This window comes from Bradyrhizobium sp. T-12 (genome assembly GCF_058314695.1).
Window position 1 is genome coordinate 4934475 of the sequence record NZ_CM177756.1, and the last position, 19015, is coordinate 4953489.

Genomic DNA, 19015 nt, shown 5'->3' on the forward strand with positions numbered 1-19015 from the left:
AAGATAGGGAGGATATGCCGTGCAGCACGACGCCATCGCCGAGCGCCGCAACAATATCGCGCCGATCCCGTTCGAAGCGGACGCGCCATTCCTGCCGGTCATCGGCGAATTGCCGCGCGATCTGAACGGGGTGCTCTATCGCAACGGTCCCAATCCGCAGTTCTCTTCGCCGGGCGCGCATTGGTTCGTGGGTGACGGCATGCTGCACGCCTTCCATCTCGAGAACGGCCGCGCCAGCTACCGCAACCGCTGGGTCCGCACGCCGAAATGGCTTGCCGAGCACGATGCCGGCCGCGCTTTGTTCGGCGGCTTCGGCCGCAAGCTGCCCGATGCCCCGGCGGATCTCACCGACGGCGGCGTCGCCAACACCAACATCGTCTTCCATGCCGGCAAGCTGCTGGCGCTGGAAGAGGCGCATCTGCCGACCGAGATCGAGCCGGGCACGCTGGCGACGCGCGGCTATCACAATTATCAGGGCCGCGTCGCCGGCAGCTTCACCGCGCATCCGAAGATCGACCCCGTCACCGGCGAGCTCGTGTTCTTCGGCTACAACGCCGCAGGTCCGTTGACGCCCGCCCTCTCCTACGGCTCGATCGATGCCTCCGGCAAGGCGACGCGCTTCGAACGGTTCGAGGCGCCCTATGCCAGCATGGTGCACGACTTCATCGTCACCGCGAACCATGTGCTGTTTCCGATCCTGCCGATCACCGGCAGCATGGAGCGCGCCATGAGCGGACGGCCGCCCTACGCCTGGGAGCCGGACAAGGGCGCCTATGTCGGGGTGATGAAGCGCAACGGCACGGCCAAGGACATCGTCTGGTTCCGCGGTGAAGCCTGCTACGTCTTCCACGTCATGAATGCGTGGGAGGACGACAACCGCATCGTCGCCGACGTCATGCAGTTCGAGGAAGCGCCGCTGTTTCCGCATCCCGACGGACGGCCGACCGATCCGGAGAAGTCGCGCGCCCGGCACTGCCGCTGGACCTTCGACCTCTCGGGCAATACCGATCGCTTCCAGCAGACCTACCTCGACGATCTCACCGGCGAATTCCCGCGCATCGACGACCGCCGCGCCGGGCTGAAGAACCGTCACGGCTGGTACGCCTGCGCCAATCCGAAACTGCCGATGTTCGGCGCGCTCGCCGGCGTCGTCCATGTCGACGGCAACGGCAGGCGGCTCGGCCATTATCTGCTGCCCGCCGGCGACACCATCTCCGAGCCTGTGTTCGTCGAGCGCTCGAAGGATGCGAGCGAGGGCGATGGCTGGCTGCTCGCGGTGGTCTGGCGCGCGCGCGAGAACCGTAGCGACCTCGCGGTGTTCAACGCCACCGATGTCGAAGCGGGCCCCGTCGCGCTGGTGCAGCTCGGCCATCGCGTGCCCGACGGGTTTCACGGCAATTGGGTGGGCGCGCAGTAACGCCCGTCATGCCGCGGCACGCCATTTGGCGGGCCCGGAGCCACAGCACGGTCGTGTCACGAAGAGGTCGTATGCAGATGCCCTCAATCACCGCAGACTTCCTCGCCATCCTCGCCGTGATCTGCGCCGCGCTCGCACTCGAGGTGGCCCATCTGCGGCGGAGCGGCCAGGTCATTTTCAACGGCGGCATCCTGCTCGCCCTCGGCCTCGCGATCATCTGCGCGCTGCCTCTCCTGTCGGGACTGCCCTGGGCGGAATTGGCTGACGAGGCATTCGACCAAGTCGTTGCAACGTTTCAGCTTTTGCACATTGCCTACGTCATTTTGACACTGTAAAGATTTTGCTTGACCCCGCTCCAAGCCTGAACTATCTATCTTTACATCGTAAAGATCGGCCTTACCGAGGTGGCCATGGCGATTTTCCTGATTCTCGCGCCTTACGGCGCCTACACGTTCCTGATGCTGGTGACCTCGGCCACGGTGGGCGTGTTCGCGGCCTCCGCGATCTGCCTCACCACCGTCGCGATCGATGTGGCACGCGGCCGCTCGGTGAAGACCCTGGCCGCAGGGTCGGCGGTCGTATTCGCCGCCGTCGGGCTCTATCTCGCGCTGCTCGATCCGCAGCTCGGCACGCTCGGCGTCAAGCTGTCGGTTGATATCGGCATCTTCATCATCTCGCTCGGCTCGATGCTGATGCGCCGCCCCTTCACGCTGCAATATGCGCTGGAAGCGGTGCCGGCCGAGACCGCGGCGATGCCCGGCTTTCTCTATGCCAATTACGTCATCACCGGCGCCTGGACGGCGGCCGCGCTGTTGATGGCGGCCGCCAATCTGGTGCTGCTCTATGTCCCCGGCCTGCCGCTCTGGTCCAGCCTTGCCGTCGCCTTCGCCGCCCGCAACAGCGCGATCTACTTCACAAAGTGGTATCCCGAGTATCGCCAGATCAAGTACGGTACGCCCGCCCGCGCATTGCCCAACGCCCGCTGAACAGGATTGACGATGAAGGACGTATTCGCCCGCCTCGCCTCCGATCTCTTCTCCGCCATCCTCTTCCTGGTCATCTATCTCGTCACCGACAACGTCATCCTGGCAACCTCGGTGGCGGTCGCCGGCGCGGTTGCGCAGGTGATCTACGCCCGCATCAAGGGGCAGCAACTCAATTACATGACCTATGCGAGCCTCGCGCTCGTCGTTGGCCTCGGCACGATCACGCTGCTGACCAACGATCCTCGCTTCATGATGGCAAAGCCCTCGATCGCGCATTTTGCGATCGGCGCGATCATGCTCAAGCGCGGCTGGATGCTGCGCTACATGCCGCCGATGGTCGTCGAGACCGTTCCGGAATATGTGACGGCCGCGGGCTATGCCTGGGCGGTGCTGATGTTCGTGATCGGCGCCGGCATGATCGTGGTCGCCTCCACCGGCGATCTGAAGCTGTGGGCGTTCTACCTCACGGTGGTCGCGGGCGGCGCCAAGATCCTCGCCTTTGCCGTGCAATATGTCGTCCTCCGGCTCATCGTCACCAGCCGCCGGCGGGCTGCCGCCCGCGCCTAAATGCCCTATTCGAGGGTTAGGCAGGAACTGCGAGTTGCGCTATAGGCTCGCTTGGGACTGGCCGCGGATCGTCGCGGTCCGCCGGGATTTGTTCGGGAGACGGGAATGGCCGTAGACGGCAACTGGAATCTGACCATGACGACGCCGATGGGCGAGCGCCAGGCGACGCTGAGCCTGAAGGCGGCGGGCGGCACGCTCACGGGCACGCAGGGTGCGGAAGGTAATACCACCGAGATTTTCGACGGCACCGTCTCTGGCGACAACGTCTCCTGGAAGGTCTCGATCGACAAGCCCATGCCGCTCACGCTCGAATTCACCGGCACCGTCTCCGGCGACAGCATCAACGGCGAGATGGGCATCGGCCCGATGGGCAGTTTTCCGTTCACGGGCGCCCGCGCGTAACGCCTCGCGTTGAATGACCATGCGTGCGCTCCGTTTCGTCGCGGCAACGATCCTGTGCGTCGTGACGCAAGCGGCGCGTGCGGACGACACCGAACCGGCGTGGCGCGCAAGCGCGCTCGCCCTGGTGCCGGCGGGCTACGTCGCAGGCCACGCCTATCGTACTGAAGGTGCGACCGGATACCTCGCCGTCTATCCCGCGACATCGAACGATCCGAAGACACCGGCCAGCGTGTTCGCCGCACGTCAGGCCCTCGTCGTCACGCTGACGGCGGATGCGACGCGCGCGGTCTCGGCCGAATTGAAGCCGCGCGCCGAGCCGGCCCCTGACGACGACGAGGCCGATTTCGCCAAGCTGCATGCCGATCTCGCCGCAAAGCGCACAACACTGCCCGAGGGCACCGAGCCGTGCAGTCTCGGCGCCTGGTCCACCGACAAGGATGCGAGCGGCCTCAATGTGCGTGCCGAGCCATCGGTGCAAGCGCGCGTGCTCGGCACGTTGCCGCCGCCCTATATGCTGAAGCTCGGCGGCGCCGAGAACACGCCCGACGGCGGCTGGCTCACCGAATTCCGCATCATCGGTTTCAAGAGCGGCTGGTTCCTGATCGAAGGTGCCAAGCCTCCGGGCAAGGACTACGAGGACGAGAAGCGATATCCGCGCAGCGCACCAAAGCCCTATGCCGGTCGCGGCTGGGTCGCGTCCAACAAGGTCGGCGCGAACTACGCCAATGGCGGCACGCGCGCCGGCGGCCTATTTCAGGCACCCTTCGTCGACGCCAAATGGATGCCGGCGCAGCGCGAGCTCGGCGGCCCGATCGACGGTGACGGCGGGCCGAAGCGGCTCTTGGCCTGCAGCGGATATTGGGGCCTCGTCGAGAGCCACGACGGCGTGCGCGGCTGGTGGCGCGCGCTGTGCTCCAACCAGGTCACGAATTGCAGCTGAGCGGGTAAATCTCGTGTCCCGGACGCGATGCAGCGCGAAGCGGTGCGTCGCCAGAGCCGGGACCCATGCCCCCACGTGGACCCCGGATCTGCTGCGCACCACTTCGTGCTGCGCAGCGTCCGGGGAACGTCACCTCAGCCCAGATTCAACTCCTTGAAGAAGTCGTTGCCCTTGTCGTCGATGATGATGAACGCCGGGAAGTCGACGACCTCGATGCGCCAGATCGCTTCCATGCCGAGCTCGGGATATTCGAGCACCTCGACCTTCTTGATGCAGTGCTCGGCGAGGTTCGCCGCGGCGCCGCCGATCGAGCCGAGATAGAAGCCGCCATATTTCTTGCAGGCCTCGCGCACGGCGGGCGCGCGGTTGCCCTTGGCGACCATCACCATCGAGCCGCCCGCGGCCTGGAACTGGTCGACGAAGGAATCCATGCGGCCTGCGGTGGTCGGACCGAACGCGCCGGAGGCGTAACCCTCGGGCGTCTTGGCGGGGCCGGCGTAGTAGACCGGATGGTTCTTGAAGTAATCCGGCAGCGGCTCGCCCTTCTCCAGCCGCTCGCGCAGCTTGGCGTGCGCGCTATCGCGCGCGACGATCATGGTGCCGGTCATCGAGACGCGCGTCTTGATCGGGTGCTTCGAGAACGTCGCCAGGATGTCCTTCATCGGCTGGTTGAGGTCGATCTTGACGACCTCGCCGCCGAGCGACTGCTCGACCTCAGGCAGATATTGCGCTGGGTTATGCTCGAGCTCTTCGAGATAGACGCCGTCCCTGGTGATCTTGCCGAGCACCTGGCGGTCGGCCGAGCAGGACACGCCAAGCCCGATGGGAAGCGATGCGCCATGGCGCGGCATGCGGATCACGCGCACGTCGTGGCAGAAATACTTGCCGCCGAACTGCGCACCGACGCCGAGCGACTGCGTCATCTTATGGATCTCCTGCTCCATCTCGACGTCGCGGAAGGCGTTGCCGTCGGGCGAGCCGTGGGTCGGGAGCGCATCGAGATAGCGAGCGGAAGCGAGCTTCACCGTCTTCATGCAGAGCTCGGCCGAGGTGCCGCCGATCACGATCGCGAGGTGATAGGGCGGGCACGCCGCGGTGCCCAGCGTCAGGATCTTCTCCTTCAGGAACGCGAGCAGCCGATCCTTGGTCAGCACCGAGGGCGTGGCCTGGAACAGGAAGCTCTTGTTGGCGGAGCCGCCGCCCTTCGCCATGAACATGAACTTGTAGGCATCATCGCCCTCGGCGTAGATCTCGCACTGCGCAGGCATGTTGTTGGCGGTGTTCTTCTCCTCATACATCGAGAGCGGCGCGACCTGCGAGTAGCGCAGATTGCGGCGGAGGTACGCATCACGCGCACCTTCCGACAGCGCCGCCTCGTCGTCACCGTCGGTGATGACGTTGCAGCCCTTCTTGCCCATGATGATCGCGGTGCCGGTGTCCTGGCACATCGGCAGCACGCCGCCGGCCGCGATATTGGCGTTCTTCAAGAAGTCCAGCGCGACGAACTTGTCGTTGGGGCTCGCCTCGCCGTCCTCCAGGATGGCGCGGAGCTGCTTCAGATGGCCGGGCCGCAGGTAATGGTTGATGTCGCCGAAGGCCGCCTCCGACAGCGCCCGCAGCGCCTCGCGCGATACCACCAGCATGTCCTTGCCCAGGACCTTCTCGACCCGGACGCCCTCGGTCGTGATCTTCTTGTAGGGCGTCTCGTCCTTGCCCAGCGGAAACAGCGGGGTGTGCTTGTAGGGCGGGACGGGCTTGGACTGGTCGGGAAAGGCGGTGGGAGCGTTCATGGGCGAATCCAGGGGGTTTGGGGCCACGCGCAGGCCCTCGCGTAGAAGCGTTCTAAGCCCATTTTGGACGGAAAAGGAAGGGACTGGTGTGCATGAGACAGGGCGGCCAGGGCTCGGGAAAGCATTGGCGCAGCACGTGGAAAGCCCAGATCCCACTCTTGCGCTTCGCGGCCGCCGACGCTTGAATGCGCGCCCTAAGGGGCTTTTCATCATGACATTGAACTTGAACGTCCGCGGCGCGATCCTCCTCGCCGCCGCCATCACCGGCCTTGTGACCCTCACCTCGCCCGCGCGCGCCGATCGCTGCGACGACAGCGCCAAGGAGTTGGCGAACCAGGTCGACCGCCTGAAGGTGAATTTCCGGGCCGCCAACGTCGTCTACCTCACGCATCCCGCTGCCAAGGAACTGTCGGTCGGCTGCCGCGGCGACAAATATTCGATCGAGCTCTACGCCAAGGGCGATCGCAAGCCGAAGCCGGAGTTCTATGCGCTGGTGGGGTCGATGGCCGCGATCGTCTTCACCGTGACCAAGGACGACACCACGACGGGCGCGACACGCTGCCTGAAGCGGATGGGCCTGCTCCGCGGCGATAAGGTCACCATGCGCTACCGGCGCCTCAACATGGAATGCACGCGCACCAAGACGGACGCGTCGATCGCAATCACGCGCGGCAAGGACGAATAGAAGGGGGCGCGGCCCCTCGTTCCGCATGCTGGCGGCACACGCATCGCGACGCCGCTCGCCATACACTCCGTCATTGCGAGCGTAGCGAAGCAATCCAGAAATCTCTCCGCCGAGGGACACTGGACTGCTTCGTCGCAAGATCTCCTCGCAATGACGGGGAGAGGCGCCTCGTGTGCCTTGGCACCGCGCGGATGCGACGCAAACACGGCCCTCCCCCGCACCATTGCCTCGCATTTTAACGATTGGCTTGAAGGAATTTTCGCTCCTCACGGCGCAGGCTCAATTGTTTCCATGTGTGAGGATTTGCGGATGAAGGTTTCTACCGTAGCACCGCCGCCGATCGCGATCGTGGTTCCGAGCTACGACACGACCAAGCAGCAGGACGACCAGACCAAGACCAAGGACGCTGACCCGACCTACAAGCCGCAGCCGCCCGCGCCGCTGCCGCCGGGTCAGGGCACGCGGATCGATCAGCTCGCCTGATCGATCCCCCCGCGGGCGGATTCGCCCGGTCCGATCGATCAGACCTGTTCGCATCCAGCCGCATCTTTGCCGGATAGCGGGATCAATATCGTGCGCGGCCAGCCCGGGACCTGCGCATGATCGCAACTGCAACTGCCCGAACACGGTCTTCGACGCCACGGCGGCGCGGCTGCTTGCGTTCGCGCGAGAGTTGCACTGGCCCTGGATACTCCCCGCCGCGGCAATGTCCCCTTGGCGCACGATGGGCTCGCAAACCGCCACCTTTCGAATCGGCGCACGCCTTCAAGTGTGATCCGGCTCATCAAGTTTCCGCACTCGGCGTGCTCATCTGCGAGGCCGATCGAGTCCATCCCAACGTCTGGTGGGCAAGCGTCTGTGGGACAAGCCAATGGAACTGAATGAAAAGCTGCTGTCGCTAGTGGCGGACATCTACGATGCAGCGCTTGACGATTCGCGATGGTCCACGACACTTGCAAGTATTGTCGACCTGGCGGGCGGCCAGAGCGGCGGGCTGGTCCGGATCGGAGCTGCCGGCGAGGCCGTGATCTCGCATGCCGTCGGCGTCGATCCCGCCTATATTCAGTCCTACATCGAGACCTACGAGCCATTCGATCCGTCGCGCGGCGTGCTCCACGCACCGGTCGGCCAGATCCAGACCATCAGGGACTGGATCGACGTCGACGAATTCCGGACCACCATGTTCTACAACGAATGGACGCGGCCGCAGGGCCTCGAAGACGCCGCCAATATCCTGCTCGACAAATCGGCCGAGGGAATATCCCGCCTCTCGATCATGAAGGCCGGCGGTCCCGTCGACCGCAGGATGTACCAGGTGATCTCCCACCTCACGCCGCACATGCAGCGGGCCATGCTCGTCAGGCAGAAGCTGCAGCAGCAGAACGAGCTGGAGACGAATTCGGTCAGCACCCTCGACGCCCTGCGAACCGCCGTGCTGCTGCTCGATGCCGAGGGTCATATCACCCACGCCAATGCGAGCGCGCGCGACTTCCTGGGCGAGGGCGAAATCCTTCGGTCGGTTCGTGGCCGGCTGGTGACGAACGACCTGAATGCCGATCGCGTGCTGCGGCAGGCGCTGGCGGGCACGGTGGTCGGAGACCGGGCGATAACGAGCGCGAGCATCTCGCTGCATATGACCGCCCGCGACGGCTCGCATTATGTCGGACATCTCCTGCCGCTGACCGCCGGCCGCCGGCAGAGATTCGGCGCCAGCTACGACGCCTGCGCCGTGCTGTTCGTCAGCAAGGCCGCGCTCGATACGATCGTCGCGCCCGACCTCATCCGCAAGCTGTTCAAGCTGACGCCGACCGAACTGCGGGTCTTCCTGTCCATCGTCGAGATCGGCGGGGTGCCGGACGTGGCCAGGAGCATGGGCATCGCCGAAACGACCATCAAGACCCATCTTGCACGGATCTTCGTCAAGACCGGAACCAAACGGCAGGCGGATCTGGTTCGGCTCATCGCGGCCTTTACACCGCCGATCAAGGTCTGACACCCGGACGAGATCGACCATGATCGCCAGATTGCTGCTGCAGAACACGATCACCACCGTCGCGATGGGCGCGCTGCTGTTCGCATCCGCAGGCACCTTGCGCTGGCCCGCAGCCTGGGCGTTCCTCGCGACATGCATCCTGCTCGGCCCGCTCTGTGGCTGGTGGCTGTACCGGATCGATCCGGCGCTGCTCGCCGAGCGTCTGCGACCACTTCTGCAAAAGGATCAGCCCGCCGCCGACAAGGTGTTCATGGGCGCCCTCATCGTTGCGATGCTGGCCTGGCTGGTGCTGATCGGCATCGACCGGCGCGTTGAAGGATCCGACATGCCGGTCGCGTTGCAGGCAGCCGGCGTCGGGCTGTTCCTGCTGTCGACGCTGTTCACGCTGTGGGTCTTTCGCGAGAACTCGTTCGCCGCCCCCGTGGTGAAGCTGCAAGCCGAGCGCGCGCAACGCGTGATCTCGACTGGGCCCTACGCCCATGTGCGTCATCCCATGTATAGCGGCATGGTGCTGTTCTTCACCGGGTTGCCGCTGCTGCTGGGCTCGTGGTGGGGACTCGCGATGGTCCCGATCTTCATCGCCTTGTTCGCGATCCGCATCGGAATCGAGGAACGCATCTTGCGCGACGGCCTGCCGGGCTATGCCGACTACGCGGCTCGCGTGCGCTATCGGCTGGTGCCGGGCGTCTGGTGAAGGCGCCATTGCACAGAAAATCGTGCCCCCTCCTCCGATCGACTGACGTCGCGGCAAGCGAGCCCCGCTAAGGGAACCCGCACCTTTGCGACGGAGACGCGACGATGTTCTGCAAGCCCCCCTGCCCCGACGAGCACGACCTCTCTCCCGTCCCCGATGACGAGCGATCCGGACCGGAGCGTTCCCGGACGCTCCCCGGCCACGACGCGCTCGGGCGACTGATCGCGCCCGAAGCGGCCGGTCCGGAACGGAGGCTGCCGCCAGTCTTCGTCCGGACCGGCTAATTATCCAGCTCGCGATACCGGCGGAAGATGCCCTGCTCGTTGAAGGGAATGCGGCGCGGGCTTGCGAGATAGGCCTTGATGTTCGGCCGCGCGGCGATCCGATCGTGCAGGCCGAGCAGGCCCGGAATGTCTGTTTCGAACGCCTTCATGCGCTTGGGAAAGGCATAGCGCAGCCCCGCGACGATCTGGAACAGCGAGAGGTCGACATAGGTCAGCCTCCGGCCGGTGACATAGGCGCCGCCATTGGCCGCGAGAAGCTGCTCGAAATAGCCGAGATATTTCGGCACGCGCTCGTCCCAGAAATCGGCCGTGCGCTTCTTCGCCGGCGGCTTCTGGTCCTCGTAATAGAGCGAGGGTCCGAGCGGATGATGGGTGTCGTGAATCTCGACCACGAGGTCGGTGATGGTCAGCTGGAGCTGATGCACCCAGAGCTTTCCTGCTTCCGTCTTCGGTGCGAGTCCGTGTCGGCTACCGAGATAGAGCAGGATATTGGCGGTCTGGCCGATGACGAGCTTGCCCGCTTTCAGGAATGGCGGCGCAAAGGGCGGCGTGCCCTTCTGCGCGTCCATCATCTTCATCATCGCAGCCGTGCCGCGCGCTCCCCGCGCGACATCGACGTAAGCCGCACCCGCCTCCTCCAGCGCGAGCCGCACATATTCACCGCGGCCCTGGATCTCGGGCCAGTAATAGAGTTCGTATTTCATGGGAGGGGTCCGTGAGCTTGGATGCTAGCGGACCAATGTAACATGCGGCCTCGGGTTCCGTCAGAGTGTGACGGAACCCTCTCGCAGCCCACTCGCCATTGCGAGCGCAGCGAAGCAATCCGGAAGTGTCTCTGCGGAACGACTCTGGATTGCTTCGTCGCATCTGCGCAAAATTGCTACGCAATTTTGTCGCTGAGCTCCTCGCAATGACGCGTGGAGAGAGCTCAGCCCTCAATTCGCAGCGAAACAATACAGCAGCCCGTCGCCGCCGGTGCTCTTCAGATCGGCCTGCGAGCAGCCGCCGTCGGGGCCGCGCGAGGGGTGCGAGCTGTTCCAGGATTTCGACGGTTCGTCATCGCGCAAGCCTAGACGATCGGCGTGGCCAACGATCGCCGCACCTTGCGTGCTCGACGTCCAGTTCTTGCAGGTCTTGTCGTCGCCGGCGGCGAACGCGGTGCCGTCGGGCTGCGTTCCCGTCAGGATGTCGTGCCGGTTCGGCGTGTCGCCGCGGCCGTTGGTGACCTCGCCCTTCTCGCTGAGGGCGGTCTGCTTGGTGAGGTTGTTGGCGGGGCCGTGCAGGTCGGCCACGTCCTTGGCGATCACCGCGCCCTTCGCGTTCTGCCACGGTCCCTTGCCGATGCGGTCCTTGGCATTGACGGCCGGCTTGCCGTCGGCGGCCTGCGCCGAGAGATAAGCGCGCCAGGTTTTGGCTGCTGCGCCGGAGGCCTGCGCGAGCCTCGCACAGTGCGCGTCGGCTCCCTCGAGGCCGCCGAGATCGGCGCCCTTGCCCGGGCCGCTGGAGGTCACGAAGAACGTCATGTCGGCCGATTGCGCCTGCGCAGTTGGCGCCGCCGCCAAGGCCAGCGCCAGCGTGAGCCCTGAAATCGTCACGGATCTCTCGATACGAATCATCTTGTCCTCCCAATCTTGTTTGTCGTTGGCCGCCAGAATTTCAACCCAAGGCGCATCCGCTTATTCCAATGCCGCGTGAGGCGCCCAAAGAAAAAGGGCGCCGTGCGGCAAGCACGACGCCCTTCTCGTCTCGATCGCGTTGCGATCAGTTGGTCTGCTGGATCGCCGACAATTCCCAGCCGCTGCCGGGCCGGCGGGCGAACGTCCAGACCTCGGTGACTTCGCCCGGCTGTTCGCTGCCGGCGACCACCGTGCCGCTGTTGCGGTCCAGCGTCTTGTCGGTGAGCGCGAAGCGCAGCGCCACCGTGGCGTAATCGGTCTCGCCTTCGCGCCAGGCTTCGGCAAGGTCGCCTTGCAGCAGCTTGACGTTGGTCACCTTGTTGACGACGTTGCGCGCGCGGTTCTGGGCGAGGTCCTGCTCGAAATAGGAGACCATCTCCGGCGTCGCGAGCGTGTGCAGCTTGGCCACGTCCTCGTTCGACCAGGCGGTCTGGATCTCGCCGAGCAGGCGCTCGAACGCTTCATAGTCGTCCGGCTTGATCTCGAGCGGCGCGTTGTTGGCATTGGCGCCGAAGCCGAAGCCGCCGAGACCACCGCCAAGGCCGCCACCGAGACCGCTGCGCTGGTTCGGCTGCGGTCCTGAAGCTGCGCCTGCGTCGGCATTGGCATAGGCCGCCTGCGGCGTGTGACGGCGCTGCCACCAGGACATCGCCAGCCGCACCACCAGCACCACCAGCACGATCTGGATGATCAGGCCGAGGATCGAGGACAGGCCGCCGAGGCCGCCGAACAGGCCGCCGCCGAACAGCATGCCGAGCAGGCCGGCGCCCAGGAAGCCGGCCGCAAGGCCGCCCATGAAGCCGCCGGCGCGGCCGCCGAACAGGCCGCCACGCGCGGGCGCGGACGCAGCCGAGTTCATGCCTGCACCCGGCTGGGTGTAGGTGCGGTTGAATTGCGAGGCCGAGCCCGGCGCCGTGGAGGTCGAGGGCGGTGCCGAAAAGGTGCGCGAGCCGCGTGAGCCCGACGAGCCGCCGCCGCCGACGCGCGCGTCGGCGGACGAAATGACGAGCGCTGTCGGCAGCGCAAGCGCCAGCATGACGGCGAGCGTCTTGAAGAGATTGCGGGAGCGTAGCGAGAAATTCATGTGCGTTTCCCAAATCCCCGGCATGGGGACGTGCCCCTAAGATGGGCAGACTTCCCAAAAAGTGAAGTGTGTTTGGGAACTTGCGGCTGCGGCCCTCAGTCGCGGGGATGTGGCAAAAGCCCATATTTGGCGGGGGCTTGGCCGGGTGGCGAGGGAACCGTGGTCACCGGCTACCGGCGGTTTCGGGGGGAGATTTCCACCCTTTCCCCCTCATTGCGAGCTTCTCGCGAAACCTCACCCCTGCTTCGTCATCGTCTCCTTCACCGCCGCCACGAGCTGGCTGAGCGTGAACGGTTTCGGCAGGAAGTCGAACTGCTGGCCCTCGGGCAGGCTCTTCTCGAAGGCGTCCTCGGCATAGCCGGAGACGAAGATGAACTTGATGTCGGGGTTCTTTTCCCGCATCGCCTTCAGGAGCGTCGGGCCGTCCATCTCGGGCATGACGACGTCGGAGACGACGAGATCGATCCCGCCGCTCTGCTCCTCCAGCATCTCCATGGCTTCGACGCCGTTCTCGGCCTCGACCACGGTATAGCCGCGCGAGCGCAGGCCACGTGCGTTCAGCGCGCGCAGGCCCTCTTCGTCCTCGACCAGTAGGATGGTGCCCTGCCCCGTGAGATCGGTGCGCGGCTTGGCCTCGACGGCCACAGCTTCCTTCGCGGCGCCATTCGTCGCGGTGGCAACGGCCGGCTGCTCGACCTGCACCTCCGGCTCGGCGTGATGGCGCGGCAGGAAGATGTGGAACGAGGTGCCCTGCCCCGGCTCGGAATCCACGTAGATGAAACCGCCGGTCTGCTTGACGATGCCGTAGACCGTCGAGAGGCCAAGGCCGGTGCCTTTGCCCACTTCCTTGGTCGAGAAGAACGGCTCGAAAATCTTGTCGCGGATATCGGCGGGAATGCCGGTGCCGGTGTCGGCGACCTCGATCCGCACATAATCCGCGGCCGGCATGCCCTTGTAGGCGAGCTTGCCCGCGTCCTCGGTGGTGACGTTGGCGGTGCGGATGATCAGCTTGCCGCCGTCGGGCATGGCGTCGCGCGCGTTCACCGCGAGGTTGACGATCACCTGCTCGAATTGGGAGACGTCGACCTTCACCGGCCAGAGATCGCGGCCGTGGACGAGGTCGAGCTTGACCTTCTCGCCGATCAGCCGGCGCAGCAGCATGGTGAGATCGGAGAGCGCGTCGCCGAGATCGAGCACCTGCGGCCGCAGCGTCTGCCGCCGCGAGAACGCCAGCAGCTGCCGCACCAGCGTCGCGGCGCGCGTCGCGTTCTGCTTGATCTGCATGATGTCCTGAAACGACGGGTCGGTCGGCTTGTGCGCGTTCAGCAGGAAGTCGTTCGCCATCATGATGGCGGACAGCACGTTGTTGAAGTCGTGGGCGATGCCGCCGGCGAGCTGGCCGACCGTCTCCATCTTCTGCGACTGGTTGATCTGGTTCTCCAGCGCGCGCCGCTCGGTGGTCTCGAGCATGTGCACGATGGCGGCTTCCGTCTCGTTCTCGGCGGAATCGACCGGCGTGACGAAGAACTGGCCCCAGCGCTCCTTGGTCCCTTCCAGCGCCACCTCGACCGGCGCGATGTCGGCCTGGCCTTCGGCGGCCTGGTTGATGGCCGCGATCAGGAGATGCCGGTCGCGCGAATTGACCGCGCGGAAGATCGACTTGGAGGCGCTGTCGAGCCCCAGCGCCTGGCCGAGCTTGGCGTAGCGCGCATTGGCCCGCACGACGTTGCCGCCGCGGTCGACGGTCGCGATCGCCATCGGCGTGTGGTCGAAGAAGCGCATGAAGCGCACTTCGGCGGCGCGATCGGGGTCGCTGCGCTCGTCGCGGGCGCGGCTGATGACCAGCGTGCGCGAGGGGCCCGGCGCGCCGTCGGCGCCGAAGGCGAGCTTGTGATAGAGCCGCACCGGCATGGTCTTGCCGGTGCGCATGCGCAGGTCGATGTCGAAGACTTCCGTCTTCACCTCGCCCGGCACCGCCACGATCGAGGTCAGCAGCGAGGCGCCGTCGCCGGAGACGATGTCGGTCAGCTTCAGGCCGCCCGAGCCGATCTCGGCGAGGTCGTAGTCGAGCCAGTTCGCCAGCGTCGCGTTGACATAAGCAAGCTCCCCGGCCGGATTGACCGAGAAGAAGCCGCACGGGGCATGATCGAGATATTCGATGGCGTGTTGCAGCTCCTGGAACACGTCTTCCTGGCGCTCGCGGTCGCGGGTGATGTCGGCGATCGACCATACCGCGTATTTGGACTCGCGCTTGCCGGTGCCGAGCGGGCGCACCCGCATGCGCAGCCAGCGGCCCTGGCTGCCGTCCTGGCCGGAGATGCGCACCTCCTCCTGCTGGCGCTTGCCTTCGCGGGCCGCTTTCAGCAGACGGAATACGGCTTCGGAAACGTCGGGATTGCCGATGAAGACGCGTTCCACCGGGCGCACGTCCTGCGGGCCGGCGGCGCCGGTCAGCGTCAGATAGGCTGCATTGGAATAGACCACGTGGCCACGGGCATCGGTGACCGCCAACCCGTCGAACCCATGATCGGCGATCCGGCCCACCACGGGATCATCGAGATTGCGGTCGGCGAAGCGGATGATGCCGGCGGCGAAGGCGAACAGGTTGAACAGGCCGACCATCGCCAGCACGGCGAGGATGCCGAGGATATAGGGCTGCGCCTGAGCGCGGCCGAGCGTCATCAGCCCGACGGCGACGGCGACGAGGCCGGCGGCCACCAGCAGCACCAGCGCAATGCTGCCCGAGCGCTGCGACGGCTCGTGCGCCGCAACGGGCTCGCGTGTGAGGTCGTGGTCGGTCTCGGCGGTCATCTCAAGCTGGCGCGGCCTGTCGGCAGAGAATCAACGCGCCACGGGGCGCATGGGGTCCTCCCTGCCTGAATCGGACCCCGAGGTGCAAGGGCAGCGGGAGCGAAAGGTAAGCTGATTCCCAGATTACAGCCATTTCCGGACCTTTTCGGGTGTTTTAGCCGCGTCCGGCACGGAATCCCTGCTTCAGCCGCATGACGTAACCGATCACCTCAGCGACCGCGTGATAGTGCTCGGTCGGGATTTCCTGGTCGATCTCGACGGTCGCGTAGAGCGCGCGGGCCAGCGGCACGTTCTCCACGATCGGGATGTCGTGCGCGCGCGCAATCTCCCGGATCTTGAAGGCGAGGTTGTCGACGCCCTTGGCAACGCAGATCGGCGCCGACATGCCGCGCTCGTAGGACAGCGCGACCGAATAGTGGGTCGGGTTGGTGATGATCACCGAGGCCTTGGGAACCGCCGCCATCATGCGCTTCTTGGAGCGCTGCTGCCGCAACTGCCTGAGCTTGCCCTTGATGTGCGGATCGCCTTCGGACTGCTTGAACTCTTCCTTGATCTCCTGGAGCGACATCTTCTGCCGCTGGAACCAGCTGCGATACTGGAAGAAATAATCGGCGATGGCGACCACCGCGAGCGCCGCGACCACCGCGCCGAGCAGATGAATGGTCATGCTGGTGCTGGCGCCGAGCATGGCGGCCGGATCGAGCCTGACCATCGCCTCCATGCGATGCCGCTCCGGCCAAAGGATCATGGTCATGACCACGCCGAGCAGCACCAGCTTGCCGATGCCCTTGAGAAAATTGGCCGCCGCCTGCTTGCCGAAGATGCGCTTGAAGCCGGCGCCGGGCGAGATCTTGCTGAACTTCGGCGTCAGGGATTCGGTCGACCAGACCAGGCGGTGCTGGAGCATGTTGCCGGCGACCGCCGCCAGCATCAGCATCAACAGCGGCACGCCGATCGCCGCGAGAATGGCGAATTCGATGTGCTGCATCAGCGCCAGCAGCGCCTTGCCGTCGGTCTTGATCATCCAGGAATTGGCGAGCAGATTGCGCATCGGCGCCAGCAACCCGCTGCCCACCGAACCCGAGAAGGTCGAGACCACGAGCGTGCCGCCCGCCATCATGAACCAGGTGTTGATCTCCTGGCTCTTGGCGACGTCGCCGCGCTCGAGCGCATCGTCCAGACGCTTTTGTGTCGGGTCTTCTGTTTGACTCTCTGGATCGTTGTCTTCCGCCATCGATCCCTCGTTACCTGAGCGGCATCAACTGGTGCATGACACCGATGAAGTAATCCAGATAGGTGCCCATCATCGCCGTGAGCACCACGGCGAGCACCAGGAAGCCTGCGAAGATCGAGAGCGGCACGCCGACGAAATAGACCTGCATCTGCGGCATCAGCCGCGCCAGCACGCCGAGCCCAATGTTGAAGACGAGGCCGAACACCAGGAACGGCCCCGAAAGCTGCAGCCCCAAGCGAAACGCGGCGGCGAAGGCGCGGGTTGCGAGCGCGGCGACGTCGCCGCTCGACACGGTCTCGCCCGGCGAGAAGATCGTATAGCTGTCGTTCAGCGCCGCGATCACCAGATGATGGCTGTCGGTGGCGAACAGCAGCGTCACGCCCAGCATGGTCAGGAAGTTGCCGACCAGCACGCCCTGCTGCCCCTGCGTCGGATCGACCGAGGTGACGAAGCCGAGCCCCATCTGCTGCGCGATCACGGATCCCGCGACCTGCAGCGCCGACAGCGTCACGCGCGCGGTCGCGCCCAGCACGATGCCGATCGCGATCTCATGCAGCATCAGGACCAGCAGCGGCGCCAGCGAGCCCATGTCGACCTGGTAGGCGTTGCGGTGCAGCGGCAGGATGATCATCGTCAGCAGCAGCGCGATCGAGAGCTTGATCCGGGTCGGAATATTGGTCTCGCCGAGCCCCGGCAACAGCATCACCATCGCGCCGACCCGGGCGAAGACGAGCATGAAGGAAGCGGCGAGCGCCGGCAGCAGCGAGATGTCGATGCGCATAATTGCCGCATCTTGCCTCAGCCGCCGATGATTCGCGACGAGATCCGCAGCATGTGGGAGTGCAGCGCGTCGGCCATGAACGGCAGCGCCAGCAGCATCGTGGCAAAGATGGCGAGGATCTTCGGCACGTAGATCAGCGTCTGTTCCTGGATCTGCGTCAGCGCCTGGAACAGCGACACGATGACGCCGACCACGAGGCCCACCACCATCAGGGGTGAGGACACGATCACGATCGTCCAGATCGCATCGCGCGCAACGTCGAGGGTCTCGGGTCCGGTCATTTGGGAATTCTCACTGTAAGTATTTCCGTCATTCCGGGGCTCGCGAAGCGAGAACCCGCAATCTCGAGATTCCGGGCTCGGTGCTTCGCACCGCCCCGGAATGACTGGTGCAAATCAGATCGGCATCTTCATGATGTCTTCATAGGCCGCGATCATGCGGTCGCGGACCGAGACCAGGGTGGACACCGCGACGTCGGTGTCGGCGACCGCGGTCACCACGTCCATCACATTGGCCTTGCCGGAGGCCATCGCGACCGTCTGCGCATCGGACTTGCGGCCGGACTCCATGACGCTGCCGACGGCGTCCTTCAGCAGCGAGGCAAAGGACTGCCCGCCGGCCTCGGTGCCCTTACCGGCACCGGCACCGGCGCCGGTGTTGTCCAGCACGCGGGCGAGGTTGGCATATGCATTGGCGGCGACTGACGGTGATGCCATGGCTCAATTGTCCTGTTCAGCTCTTGAGGATGTCGAGCGTGCGCTGGATCATCCGGCGCGTCGCACTGATGATGTTGAGGTTGGCCTCGTAGGACCGTTGCGCATCGCGCATGTCGGTCATCTCTACCACCGAGTTCACGTTGGGATATTTGACGTTGCCGCTGGCGTCCGCGACCGGATTGTTCGGCTCGTATTTGACGCGGAAGTTCGACTGGTCGGGCTTGATCTTGCCGAGGGTGACGACCTGCGCGTCGAGCGAGCGGTCGAGCGCGGAGGAGAAGGTCGGAACCTTGCGCCGGTAGGGATCGCCGCCTGACGTCTGCGCGGTCGAATCCGCGTTCGCGATGTTTTCCGAGATCACCCGCATGCGGCCGGCTTGCGCCCGCAGACCGGAGGTCGCGATCGCCATCGAGCGGGCAAAGTCGCTGCTGTCATTGGCCATGATGCGCCTCCTCTAGCCGTTCTGTTCCGTCGATCATGCGGCTAGCCCTTGCCGATCGCAGTCTTGAGCAGATGCAGGCTCTTCGAATAGAGCGAGGTCGCCGCCGCGTAATCCATCTGGTTGCTGGCGGCCTTCATCATCTCCTCTTCGAGATTGACGGCGTTGCCCGCGGGGCGGGTTTCGAAGCCCGCGTTCTTGTTCTGGTCGAATCCGGACGCAGCGCCCGACGGGGTCATGTGAGAGCCGCTGGTGCGCATCATCGCCAGGGGTCCCATCGAGCCGGTGACGGCCCCGGACTTGTCGAGTTTCGGCTCGACCAGGTCGCGCGGCCGGAATTTGGGCGTGTCGGAATTGGAGACGTTCTCGGACAGGACGCGCTGGCGTTCCTGGTGCCACTGCATCTTGGTGCGAAGCGCCGACAGTACCGGGAGGTCGTTGATGGACATCGTCGCGGCTCCTTCCGCCTCTCACGGACCCCTGAGGTCCGCAGCTAGGCAGAATTTGCCGTGTGTA

Annotated in this window: 21 protein-coding genes; 10 read left to right on the forward strand and 11 right to left on the reverse strand. The window is 65.3% G+C overall.

Annotated elements, in window-relative coordinates; translation table 11 throughout:
* Positions 1 to 19 precede the first annotated feature (19 nt).
* The 6 genes from AC0WRY_RS23655 (at position 20) to AC0WRY_RS23680 (ending at position 4312) form a co-directional block, all read left to right on the forward strand.
* Positions 20 to 1417, forward strand: a complete 1398-nt coding sequence (locus AC0WRY_RS23655) for a carotenoid oxygenase family protein (RefSeq protein ID WP_212068245.1) — start codon at positions 20 to 22, stop codon at positions 1415 to 1417.
* Between the two features lie 71 nt (positions 1418 to 1488).
* The gene (locus tag AC0WRY_RS23660) at positions 1489 to 1752 is read left to right on the forward strand and encodes a hypothetical protein (RefSeq protein WP_491121189.1); all 264 of its coding nucleotides are present in this window, start codon (positions 1489 to 1491) and stop codon (positions 1750 to 1752) included.
* A gap of 75 nt (positions 1753 to 1827) precedes the next feature.
* Positions 1828 to 2403, forward strand: coding sequence for a hypothetical protein (locus tag AC0WRY_RS23665; protein WP_491121191.1), 576 nt, complete (start codon positions 1828 to 1830; stop codon positions 2401 to 2403).
* Between the two features lie 12 nt (positions 2404 to 2415).
* Entirely contained in the window at positions 2416 to 2970 is a 555-nt protein-coding gene (locus tag AC0WRY_RS23670) for an inner membrane-spanning protein YciB (RefSeq protein WP_211418892.1), read from the forward strand.
* A gap of 105 nt (positions 2971 to 3075) precedes the next feature.
* Positions 3076 to 3372 carry a hypothetical protein gene (locus tag AC0WRY_RS23675; RefSeq protein ID WP_194403213.1) on the forward strand — a complete coding sequence of 99 codons (297 nt, stop codon included), beginning with the start codon at positions 3076 to 3078 and terminating at the stop codon, positions 3370 to 3372.
* Positions 3373 to 3391: 19 nt separating this feature from the next.
* Complete coding sequence (locus AC0WRY_RS23680) at positions 3392 to 4312, forward strand: SH3 domain-containing protein (RefSeq protein ID WP_491121194.1); 921 nt, start codon at positions 3392 to 3394, stop codon at positions 4310 to 4312.
* A 134-nt stretch (positions 4313 to 4446) separates the two neighbouring features.
* Here the strand turns inward: AC0WRY_RS23680 and AC0WRY_RS23685 are convergent, their stop codons facing one another.
* Positions 4447 to 6102: a fumarate hydratase gene (locus tag AC0WRY_RS23685; RefSeq protein ID WP_211418890.1), complete on the reverse strand. Its 1656-nt coding sequence runs from the start codon at positions 6100 to 6102 to the stop codon at positions 4447 to 4449.
* A 211-nt stretch (positions 6103 to 6313) separates the two neighbouring features.
* Between AC0WRY_RS23685 and AC0WRY_RS23690 the strand changes: the two genes are divergently transcribed.
* The 4 genes from AC0WRY_RS23690 to AC0WRY_RS23705 all read left to right on the forward strand — a co-directional run bounded on the left by AC0WRY_RS23690 (position 6314) and on the right by AC0WRY_RS23705 (position 9474).
* A complete protein-coding gene (locus tag AC0WRY_RS23690) occupies positions 6314 to 6787 on the forward strand; it encodes a hypothetical protein (RefSeq protein ID WP_194403215.1) in 474 nt (157 codons plus the stop codon).
* A 309-nt stretch (positions 6788 to 7096) separates the two neighbouring features.
* Positions 7097 to 7270 (forward strand): hypothetical protein, encoded by a 174-nt coding sequence (locus tag AC0WRY_RS23695; protein WP_018321873.1) that lies wholly within the window; start codon positions 7097 to 7099, stop codon positions 7268 to 7270.
* Positions 7271 to 7658: 388 nt separating this feature from the next.
* Positions 7659 to 8780: a helix-turn-helix transcriptional regulator gene (locus AC0WRY_RS23700; RefSeq protein ID WP_491121197.1), complete on the forward strand. Its 1122-nt coding sequence runs from the start codon at positions 7659 to 7661 to the stop codon at positions 8778 to 8780.
* Positions 8781 to 8799: 19 nt separating this feature from the next.
* Positions 8800 to 9474, forward strand: a complete 675-nt coding sequence (locus AC0WRY_RS23705) for a methyltransferase family protein (protein ID WP_211418887.1) — start codon at positions 8800 to 8802, stop codon at positions 9472 to 9474.
* A gap of 280 nt (positions 9475 to 9754) precedes the next feature.
* Here the strand turns inward: AC0WRY_RS23705 and AC0WRY_RS23710 are convergent, their stop codons facing one another.
* The 10 genes from AC0WRY_RS23710 to flgB form a co-directional block, all read right to left on the reverse strand.
* Positions 9755 to 10462: a glutathione S-transferase gene (locus AC0WRY_RS23710; protein ID WP_313754897.1), complete on the reverse strand. Its 708-nt coding sequence runs from the start codon at positions 10460 to 10462 to the stop codon at positions 9755 to 9757.
* A gap of 231 nt (positions 10463 to 10693) precedes the next feature.
* Positions 10694 to 11374, reverse strand: a complete 681-nt coding sequence (locus tag AC0WRY_RS23715; protein ID WP_491121200.1) for a lectin — start codon at positions 11372 to 11374, stop codon at positions 10694 to 10696.
* Positions 11375 to 11519: 145 nt separating this feature from the next.
* Positions 11520 to 12542: a Tim44 domain-containing protein gene (locus tag AC0WRY_RS23720; RefSeq protein ID WP_194403220.1), complete on the reverse strand. Its 1023-nt coding sequence runs from the start codon at positions 12540 to 12542 to the stop codon at positions 11520 to 11522.
* Between the two features lie 210 nt (positions 12543 to 12752).
* Positions 12753 to 15329 (reverse strand): cell cycle histidine kinase CckA, encoded by a 2577-nt coding sequence (cckA, locus tag AC0WRY_RS23725; protein WP_194403221.1) that lies wholly within the window; start codon positions 15327 to 15329, stop codon positions 12753 to 12755.
* A gap of 154 nt (positions 15330 to 15483) precedes the next feature.
* Positions 15484 to 16563: a flagellar biosynthesis protein FlhB gene (gene flhB, locus AC0WRY_RS23730; protein WP_491121203.1), complete on the reverse strand. Its 1080-nt coding sequence runs from the start codon at positions 16561 to 16563 to the stop codon at positions 15484 to 15486.
* Between the two features lie 10 nt (positions 16564 to 16573).
* Positions 16574 to 17344, reverse strand: a complete 771-nt coding sequence (gene fliR, locus AC0WRY_RS23735) for a flagellar biosynthetic protein FliR (RefSeq protein WP_491121205.1) — start codon at positions 17342 to 17344, stop codon at positions 16574 to 16576.
* 17 nt (positions 17345 to 17361) lie between these two features.
* Positions 17362 to 17625 (reverse strand): flagellar biosynthesis protein FliQ, encoded by a 264-nt coding sequence (fliQ, locus tag AC0WRY_RS23740; protein WP_015684971.1) that lies wholly within the window; start codon positions 17623 to 17625, stop codon positions 17362 to 17364.
* Positions 17626 to 17739: 114 nt separating this feature from the next.
* Complete coding sequence (gene fliE / locus AC0WRY_RS23745; RefSeq protein WP_194403224.1) at positions 17740 to 18060, reverse strand: flagellar hook-basal body complex protein FliE; 321 nt, start codon at positions 18058 to 18060, stop codon at positions 17740 to 17742.
* Positions 18061 to 18076: 16 nt separating this feature from the next.
* Positions 18077 to 18502, reverse strand: coding sequence for a flagellar basal body rod protein FlgC (gene flgC, locus AC0WRY_RS23750; protein WP_194403225.1), 426 nt, complete (start codon positions 18500 to 18502; stop codon positions 18077 to 18079).
* A gap of 41 nt (positions 18503 to 18543) precedes the next feature.
* A complete protein-coding gene (gene flgB, locus AC0WRY_RS23755) occupies positions 18544 to 18948 on the reverse strand; it encodes a flagellar basal body rod protein FlgB (RefSeq protein WP_194403226.1) in 405 nt (134 codons plus the stop codon).
* Positions 18949 to 19015: the final 67 nt, after the last annotated feature.

Excerpts from the sequence above, each read along its gene's own strand:
- flhB (WP_491121203.1), bottom strand. The coding sequence starts at position 16,563 with ATGGCGGAAGACAACGATCCAGAGAGTCAAACAGAAGACCCGACACAA.
- cckA (WP_194403221.1), bottom strand. The coding sequence starts at position 15,329 with ATGACCGCCGAGACCGACCACGACCTCACACGCGAGCCCGTTGCGGCG.
- AC0WRY_RS23720 (WP_194403220.1), bottom strand. The coding sequence starts at position 12,542 with ATGCCGGGGATTTGGGAAACGCACATGAATTTCTCGCTACGCTCCCGC.
- AC0WRY_RS23700 (WP_491121197.1), top strand. The coding sequence starts at position 7,659 with ATGGAACTGAATGAAAAGCTGCTGTCGCTAGTGGCGGACATCTACGAT.
- AC0WRY_RS23670 (WP_211418892.1), top strand. The coding sequence starts at position 2,416 with ATGAAGGACGTATTCGCCCGCCTCGCCTCCGATCTCTTCTCCGCCATC.
- AC0WRY_RS23695 (WP_018321873.1), top strand. The coding sequence starts at position 7,097 with ATGAAGGTTTCTACCGTAGCACCGCCGCCGATCGCGATCGTGGTTCCG.
- fliR (WP_491121205.1), bottom strand. The coding sequence starts at position 17,344 with ATGCGCATCGACATCTCGCTGCTGCCGGCGCTCGCCGCTTCCTTCATG.
- flgC (WP_194403225.1), bottom strand. The coding sequence starts at position 18,502 with ATGGCCAATGACAGCAGCGACTTTGCCCGCTCGATGGCGATCGCGACC.
- AC0WRY_RS23710 (WP_313754897.1), bottom strand. The coding sequence starts at position 10,462 with ATGAAATACGAACTCTATTACTGGCCCGAGATCCAGGGCCGCGGTGAA.
- flgB (WP_194403226.1), bottom strand. The coding sequence starts at position 18,948 with ATGTCCATCAACGACCTCCCGGTACTGTCGGCGCTTCGCACCAAGATG.
- AC0WRY_RS23680 (WP_491121194.1), top strand. The coding sequence starts at position 3,392 with ATGCGTGCGCTCCGTTTCGTCGCGGCAACGATCCTGTGCGTCGTGACG.
- AC0WRY_RS23715 (WP_491121200.1), bottom strand. The coding sequence starts at position 11,374 with ATGATTCGTATCGAGAGATCCGTGACGATTTCAGGGCTCACGCTGGCG.
- fliE (WP_194403224.1), bottom strand. The coding sequence starts at position 18,060 with ATGGCATCACCGTCAGTCGCCGCCAATGCATATGCCAACCTCGCCCGC.
- fliQ (WP_015684971.1), bottom strand. The coding sequence starts at position 17,625 with ATGACCGGACCCGAGACCCTCGACGTTGCGCGCGATGCGATCTGGACG.
- AC0WRY_RS23690 (WP_194403215.1), top strand. The coding sequence starts at position 6,314 with ATGACATTGAACTTGAACGTCCGCGGCGCGATCCTCCTCGCCGCCGCC.
- AC0WRY_RS23665 (WP_491121191.1), top strand. The coding sequence starts at position 1,828 with ATGGCGATTTTCCTGATTCTCGCGCCTTACGGCGCCTACACGTTCCTG.
- AC0WRY_RS23685 (WP_211418890.1), bottom strand. The coding sequence starts at position 6,102 with ATGAACGCTCCCACCGCCTTTCCCGACCAGTCCAAGCCCGTCCCGCCC.
- AC0WRY_RS23675 (WP_194403213.1), top strand. The coding sequence starts at position 3,076 with ATGGCCGTAGACGGCAACTGGAATCTGACCATGACGACGCCGATGGGC.
- AC0WRY_RS23705 (WP_211418887.1), top strand. The coding sequence starts at position 8,800 with ATGATCGCCAGATTGCTGCTGCAGAACACGATCACCACCGTCGCGATG.
- AC0WRY_RS23660 (WP_491121189.1), top strand. The coding sequence starts at position 1,489 with ATGCAGATGCCCTCAATCACCGCAGACTTCCTCGCCATCCTCGCCGTG.